Genomic DNA, 6,591 nt, shown 5'->3' with positions numbered 1-6,591 from the left:
GGTATGGAAGTAATGCACGAGCGCAATGCTCACAACTTCCCGCTTGACTTGGCTGCTAGTGAAGTCACCCCAGTAGCAATGGTAGCTCCTTCTATCAATGGCTAAGTTTTAGCTATCGATTGACAAAAAGCGCTCCTAGAAATAGGGGCGCTTTTTGTTTGGGGAAAATATTTTTCTAGACCTGTTTCTATCCGTTAAATCCCTTAAATCCGTAACCCCCCTTACCTCCGTTGCCTTCCTTCTTGCTTTTTACTTATTTTTTCTTCCTTTATTCTTTAATTTTTTATGATTACTATAGAATATAGCCACTAGGCCGATCGAGATACTGTCAGAAACCTCAGCCTAAAGGCGTGAGGCTTGAAAGAGAAATCTAACAGGCCATTCTGACCAGACTAAGCTTTAAATAGCTACGTTATTTAGGTCACGACACCCGCTTGATGCGAAGCTAGTCCCTTGCTCTGTCGCTAGTGGTTAAACAGTCTTAAGGTCACGCTCGACAGTGCTGCTAGCCGGCGCAAGCCTTTATAACCTTGTCGAAGCTAACTTTACCCCAGAAATGGGAGTTTGGGGCAACCATTCCCCAAAAATCGGAGAGGTTGCATTAAATTCCCTCTCCGACCCCGAAAGGGGATTTAATTCAATGTAAAGCCGTCCTATAAGGACGGGGCTTCAGACCCAGTTTTTTGGTGACATACTCCACGGGCGAAATCTTATATTATGGTCTAGGATTCCAATAGTCGGATTCAGAATATGTTGGGCTTGCTATAAAGTGTTCGCTAGCAGCAATGCAATTGTGTCAATTCCAGAATCTAACCATAGACAAATGTAGCTGATCAAGAGTCGCTCCTCACCGTCCCAAGCGCTCTATCTGTAAGGAGAATTTGTATTATGAAAGATGGACAAGAAGTACGCCGCGTCTCCACAGCCGTCATTGCCGGTGTTTGCGGGTTGGCTTTACTGACGGGAGGGGGCATTGCCTGGTGGACAGCGAACCGTTCGCCCAGCCCCGCAGATACGCAGTCTTCTGCTCAAACTACGACTCAGCCGCTGTCCCCAAGTCCTGCGGAATCTCCTGCTGTAGTGATCCCTGTACCCCCTCCAAATCCTGTACAAGTGCCACAGGTTCAGACGCCACAGGTTCAGACGCCGCAGGTTCAGACGCCTAACGCTCTGATCCCAAAGTCGCCGCAGCCAAAGCCTTTGCCGCAGACTGATGTCCAGACAGTGCAAGTCTACTGGGTTAAAGATGCCAGCGGCAAATTTGAGGGAGTTCCTACGAAAGTAGCTGTCAAACAAGCTGACAAGCCTGATGTAGCTTTACAAGCTGCTTTTAACAGTTTGTTGGCTGGGCCCAAGGATGCAACTGTTTCTAGCGAAATCCCTAATGGGACAAAACTCAGGGGTTTGAGTGTTAAGAATGACGGAGTTTATGTCGATTTGTCGGCAGAATTTACTGCGGGGGGAGGGAGCAATTCGATGACTGGCCGGTTAGGGCAAGTTATCTATACGGCTACGAGTTTACAACCGAATACCAAGGTTTGGATTTCGGTGGAAGGTAAGCCTTTAGAACTTTTAGGGGGCGAAGGTTTGGAGGTGGCTCAGCCGAGTACCCGCCAAAGTTTTGACAAAAATTTTCCCCTTTAGTAATTATGAGTCATTAGTTAGGAGTCATTAGTTAGGAGTCATTAGTCATCGGTCTGAAGGCAGAGAGTAGGGATTGATAACTTATGACTCATGGCTGATGACTCATGACCACGAATTTCAAAGGTGGTACCCGCCACGTGATTTATCCGTGGAATCAATCCCAAATCGAAAATCGAAAATCCTCAAGAAAGAGCATTTATCTCGCGCAAGTCAATCTAAAATCTCAAATCTCAAATCTCAAATCGATTGACTGGGGCTGGGGACTAATTTTCAGTGCTTGGTAGTTAGACTAAATGCCCGAAAGTGTAGGGCTTGCTGTTCGATCCGGCTGGCAAGCCGATCGCACACCATATTACACAGCTCAAAAATTAACTCATCTTGCACCTTATAATAAGCTGAAGTTCCTTCACTCCGGCGAGTGAGGATACCAGCTTGGAGCATGAGTTTTAGGTGCTTAGAAACATTGGCTTGACTCGTTTGAGTAGCTTCCACCAATTCTTGCACGCATTTTTCGCCGTCGCGAAGCAAGTTCAAAATTCGTAAACGCATGGGTTCGCTCAAAATACTGAAATACTCAGCAACTTGTTGCACAACCTCTTGCGGGACAGGCTGGGATGACTTCATCAAACTCACCGGAGAGAAGTGATCGGGAAATATTAGCATTTATTCTGTCCATAACAATAAAGTAATCCTTCAATCCGGATTAATTCGCATCAACACTTGACCGTATTCGACAGGTTCGCCATTTTGAACTAAAATTTCCATCACTTGACCGGAGACTTCATCAGCATCGATCTCGTTCATCAGCTTCATCGCTTCGATAATACAGACTGTCTGGCCGACCTTGATGCGATCGCCCACATTGACAAAAGGAGGCTCGTCAGGAGCAGCAGCGCGATAAAAGGTTCCTACCATCGGCGAGATAATTGGCACCCATTTCGTATCGACAGAAGCAGGTACGGCAGCAGGTGCGGCGACAGGGGCGACGGGTACAGGGGCAGCCAGATCCGCTGCTAAATTTTGGTCAACAGCAGGAGGTGAGGCTAAGGTGGGGCTAGGAACCGCGCCCAAGGCGATCGGAGCGACTGTCGTCACGGCAGCAGGGAGCGCAGCAGAGGTGGCTGGTGAACTTGCCAGAATGCCTTTGCGTACTGTCAGTTCAATATCCCCACTTTTTAAGGTCAGTTCCGAAATGCCAGTTTTGTCTAATACAGTTAGCAGGTCACAAAGCTGGTTTAAGTCTAGTTGCACAGCAGATTCAAGGGTAATTAATAATTGAAAATTGAGAATTGAAAATTGAAAATTCAGAATCCGGCGAAGCTATGAGCATCAACGATTTTGGAGGAAAAAGGGATAGTTTTTAAGCTGTGAGCGATGAGTATTGAATTTATAACTCTTTAACTCATAACTCAGAACTAAAAACTAAAAACTCCCTTTTCCTCCCTCCTTTCTACTCTCGGCCGAGGTACTTGTCTTCACGAGTATCAATCCGAATCCGTTCTCCAATGGAAATAAATAGAGGCACCATAACCTGAGCTCCGGTGGAGACGATCGCGGGTTTGCTGCCACCAGTGGCAGTATCTCCTTTGACTCCCGGATCGGTTTGCAGCACTTCCAAGACAACAGAGTTGGGAAGTTCCACTTCCATGATTTGGTCGTTCCAGCGCAGGATGCTGACTTCCATCCCTTCACTGAGGTACTTGACTCGATCGCCTATTTGCTTAGCATTGAGGCGACTTTCCTCGTAAGTTTCCATATCCATAAAGACGAACTCGTCGCCCTCTTTATAGGTATGCTGCATCACACTCTTTTCCAGGTTGGCTTGAGGCATAGTCTCGCCCGCCCGGAAGGTTTGTTCTACTACGTTTCCGGTTTGGACGTTTTTTAATTTTGTCCGCACGAAAGCCGAGCCTTTTCCTGGCTTGACGTGGAGGAATTCGATAACCCGCCACACGCCGTTATTCCATTCAATTGAAACACCTGGTCGAAAGTCGTTACTGGAAATCATATAAATTTTTGCGGGCAATCCCGTCGCCTTGGCGGCACGGGGGAACTACAGTCAGTCGATTTTAGATTTTAGATTTTAGATTTTAGATTTACTCCACAGATGAATTTGGGAGATTGAACCTTGGTCTAAAATTTTGATCTCTCCACGACAGGAGTCTGGGGATTGTATCCGTTTTTGAGCGGGTCAGGTTAAAGCCGCAGTCTAGCTGACGGCATCAAAAAGCAATTGGCATTTTATTTTACCGTTCAAAGGGAGCAAGTGCTGTACTGAAATGTTAATGGCAGTGGGCAGTGGGCAGTTGTCAGTTGTCAGTTGACTGTTGAGTGTTGTTAGTGGGCAACTCCTCCCCAGCCGAACGAACAGACACTTTAGATGGGTAGCAGCAAAGGCGGGCGGGCAGCGCTGTGGGAAGATAATAGAGGCAATAAAAGTTAAAGTTATGTTGCATTGGCCTAATTTCTCGATCGATACGTGCAAGCGCTGGGTCAAAACCCTTGCTTTAGCGCTCTTGCTGTTCACTCTCGGACTGAGTTTCAGTGCAGTCTCCCATGCCAAACGGCCCAGCAGCAGTATGCCTGCGGGGAATGCGATTACGGACGGCCGGGCGCTGCTGCGCTTCGCTTTACCTATTGACAATCAGACTGTACGAGATTTGCAAATCAGTCTCGAAGACATTGGCAACCACATACGGTCTAAACGTTGGGGGCCTATTAGCAGCGATGTCAGTAAGGCTTCCAGGATTCTCAACCTCCGGGAATCTGACCTTTTAGAGAGTATTCCCGACGCCAAAAAGCCGCAAGCTGAGGCGCTAGTTGCACAAGCCAAGGAGGGAATTGCTCAACTGGAAAAGGCTGTTGAGGCTAAAGACAGGGACAAAGTGATTGACTTGAAAGCCACAATCCTGGGTTCGGTAGGCGAAATCGAAGAGTTGATGGTGACAAAGTTTCCGTTTGAAGTGCCTGCCAAGTATGCTAATCTGCCTCAACTGAAAGGGCGCGCTACTGTGGCTGTACAAACTGAAAAAGGGGAAATTACTGTTGTGCTTGACGGCTACAGCGCCCCGGTTACGGCTGGTAATTTTGTGGATTTGGTCGATCGAGGTTTTTATGACGGTTTGCCGTTTATTCGATCGGAAGAATCCTACGTTTTGCAAACGGGAGACCCCGAAGGCAAGGAAGAGGGTTTTATTGACCCAGCTACTGGCAAATACCGGAATATACCGCTAGAAGTGCTCGTCAGGGAGGAAAAAGAACCTATTTACGGGATTACTCTAGAAGATGCGGGGCGTTATCGCGACGAACCTGTTTTGCCTTTTTCTGCTTTCGGTACTGTGGCTATGGCCCGTACAGAAACTGACCCTGATAGCGCTTCTTCTCAGTTTTTCTTTTTCTTGTTTGAACCTGAACTCACGCCCGCTGGTCTGAATCTGTTGGACGGCCGCTATGCTGTTTTTGGTTACATGATTGAAGGAAAAGAAGTTTTGGAGCAACTGAAGCAGGGAGACAAGATTGTATCTGCTAAGGTAGTTAAAGGAATCGAAAATTTGGTGCGACCTCAAGTTTAATTAATGACGGCGATTGAAATCGCTTTTACACGAAAGTGACGGCGATTGAAATCGCTTTTACAGAAACAAAGCCCGCCTGCGCGGGCTGAAAAAATCAATAGTGACAGGCATTGAAATTTTTTCTAAATACAGATGACGGCGATTGAAATCACTTTTACACAGACAAAGCCCGCCGGAATCAGGCTGGAAGAAGAGATAATTTTTATAGTTTCGTTATTGAAAATAGGAATTCAATCGATAATATGGCTATTTTACAATTTTTATTGGTAATGGGTTTGGGCGGATTCGCAGGCTTGTTGATTGTAAAAAATGTGAATGAAAACAAGCAAAAGCAGCGGTTGGATGAGGCTTTTTATCAGTTGTTGGAAACTCAAAACAGTCAAATTTCGCTGATTCAACTGGCAGCTAGTGCTAGGGTTGAGGCTGAAGTTGCTCAGCAGTATTTAACTCGGCAAGTTAAGATTTTTTCGGCGATTTTAGAGGTAGATGATGAAGGGGATACTTTTTATAGGTTTCCTAGGTTGCGCCTGCCGCCGAGTTCGGGTAAGGAATGGTGAAGTGAGAAAGTGCGATCGACTAATTCAAATTTATGCAAGTTAAAGATATCGGTGAACAAGGCCTTTTAAGAATATTGCAAAAATTCTGCCCCGCAGAGATAGTGGGTGATGATTGCGCTGTCATGCCTACAAATCCCAACCAATCTCTGGCTATCACTACCGATATGTTAGTGGAGGGAGTGCATTTTAGCGATCGAACTACGGGGCCTTATTACGCAGGATGGCGCGCCGCAGCGGCAAATTTGTCGGATCTGGCTGCGATGGGAGCAACACCTTTGGCGGTGACTGTAGCCCTCGCTGTGGCGGCGGATACGGCTGTGGAGTGGGTTGAAGAGTTTTATCGGGGGATGACGGCTTGCTTGCAAGAATATGATACGCCGATCGTCGGTGGGGATGTTGTGCGATCGCCCGTTGTGACTGTGGCGATTACTGCTTTTGGGGAGGTTGAGTGCGATCGTACCATTAGTCGGTCAAATGCGCGATCGGGCTGGGCGATTGTGGCTACTGGGGTTCACGGAGCCTCCCGCGCGGGATTAGAATTGCTGTTAAATCCAGAATTCGGGCAAAATCTGGAAAAGGGCGATCGGGCTTCTTTAATTCTCGCTCACCAGTGCCCTAAACCGAGATTGGATGTTTTGCCGGTTGTTTGGGAAATTTTAGGTTCCGAAGGTGCGATGGAACCCCCCCTCAGTCCCCCCCTTGCTAAGGGGGGGAAGCAAGATTTCAATTCTCCAGGGGCGATGGAACCCCCCCTCAGTCCCCCCCTTAGTAAGGGGGGGAAGCAAGATTTCTATTCTCCCCCCCTTAGCAAGGGGGGG

Annotated in this window: 8 protein-coding genes; 5 read left to right on the top strand and 3 right to left on the bottom strand. The window is 47.3% G+C overall.

Annotated elements, in window-relative coordinates:
* On the top strand, positions 1 to 105 hold a 105-nt coding region (locus tag QUB11_RS30500; protein WP_333050036.1), incomplete at its 5' end, for a photosystem II protein D1.
* Between the two features lie 783 nt (positions 106 to 888).
* Positions 889 to 1,644 carry a GerMN domain-containing protein gene (locus QUB11_RS30495; RefSeq protein ID WP_333207434.1) on the top strand — a complete coding sequence of 252 codons (756 nt, stop codon included), beginning with the start codon at positions 889 to 891 and terminating at the stop codon, positions 1,642 to 1,644.
* A gap of 270 nt (positions 1,645 to 1,914) precedes the next feature.
* Here the strand turns inward: QUB11_RS30495 and QUB11_RS30490 are convergent, their stop codons facing one another.
* The 3 genes from QUB11_RS30490 to efp all read right to left on the bottom strand — a co-directional run bounded on the left by QUB11_RS30490 (position 1,915) and on the right by efp (position 3,652).
* Positions 1,915 to 2,307 (bottom strand): ArsR/SmtB family transcription factor, encoded by a 393-nt coding sequence (locus QUB11_RS30490; RefSeq protein WP_006631662.1) that lies wholly within the window; start codon positions 2,305 to 2,307, stop codon positions 1,915 to 1,917.
* A gap of 30 nt (positions 2,308 to 2,337) precedes the next feature.
* On the bottom strand, positions 2,338 to 2,895 hold the full coding sequence (gene accB / locus QUB11_RS30485; RefSeq protein ID WP_333207433.1) for an acetyl-CoA carboxylase biotin carboxyl carrier protein: 558 nt from the start codon (positions 2,893 to 2,895) through the stop codon (positions 2,338 to 2,340).
* A gap of 199 nt (positions 2,896 to 3,094) precedes the next feature.
* The gene (efp, locus tag QUB11_RS30480) at positions 3,095 to 3,652 is read right to left on the bottom strand and encodes an elongation factor P (protein ID WP_333058573.1); all 558 of its coding nucleotides are present in this window, start codon (positions 3,650 to 3,652) and stop codon (positions 3,095 to 3,097) included.
* A gap of 439 nt (positions 3,653 to 4,091) precedes the next feature.
* On the opposite strand from efp, the gene QUB11_RS30475 reads away from it, so the two are divergent.
* From QUB11_RS30475 to thiL, 3 genes are all read left to right on the top strand, one after another.
* Entirely contained in the window at positions 4,092 to 5,216 is a 1,125-nt protein-coding gene (locus QUB11_RS30475; protein ID WP_333207431.1) for a peptidylprolyl isomerase, read from the top strand.
* 242 nt (positions 5,217 to 5,458) lie between these two features.
* Positions 5,459 to 5,773, top strand: a complete 315-nt coding sequence (locus tag QUB11_RS30470; RefSeq protein WP_333207430.1) for a hypothetical protein — start codon at positions 5,459 to 5,461, stop codon at positions 5,771 to 5,773.
* Between the two features lie 32 nt (positions 5,774 to 5,805).
* Positions 5,806 to 6,591, top strand: a 786-nt coding sequence (gene thiL, locus QUB11_RS30465; protein WP_333392508.1) for a thiamine-phosphate kinase, incomplete at its 3' end; no start/stop codon positions are given.

It is taken from the genome of Microcoleus sp. B6-A1 (genome assembly GCF_036705085.1).
In the GTDB taxonomy this organism is placed as follows: Bacteria; Cyanobacteriota; Cyanobacteriia; order Cyanobacteriales; family Microcoleaceae; genus Microcoleus.
This window is presented reverse-complemented; position numbering and strand designations above follow the sequence as displayed.

What these genes read in the sequence shown, in the direction of transcription:
- QUB11_RS30495 (WP_333207434.1), top strand. Translation starts at nt 889, where the DNA reads ATGAAAGATGGACAAGAAGTACGCCGCGTCTCCACAGCCGTCATTGCC.
- QUB11_RS30490 (WP_006631662.1), bottom strand. Translation starts at nt 2,307, where the DNA reads ATGCTAATATTTCCCGATCACTTCTCTCCGGTGAGTTTGATGAAGTCA.
- QUB11_RS30470 (WP_333207430.1), top strand. Translation starts at nt 5,459, where the DNA reads ATGGCTATTTTACAATTTTTATTGGTAATGGGTTTGGGCGGATTCGCA.
- QUB11_RS30475 (WP_333207431.1), top strand. Translation starts at nt 4,092, where the DNA reads ATGTTGCATTGGCCTAATTTCTCGATCGATACGTGCAAGCGCTGGGTC.
- efp (WP_333058573.1), bottom strand. Translation starts at nt 3,652, where the DNA reads ATGATTTCCAGTAACGACTTTCGACCAGGTGTTTCAATTGAATGGAAT.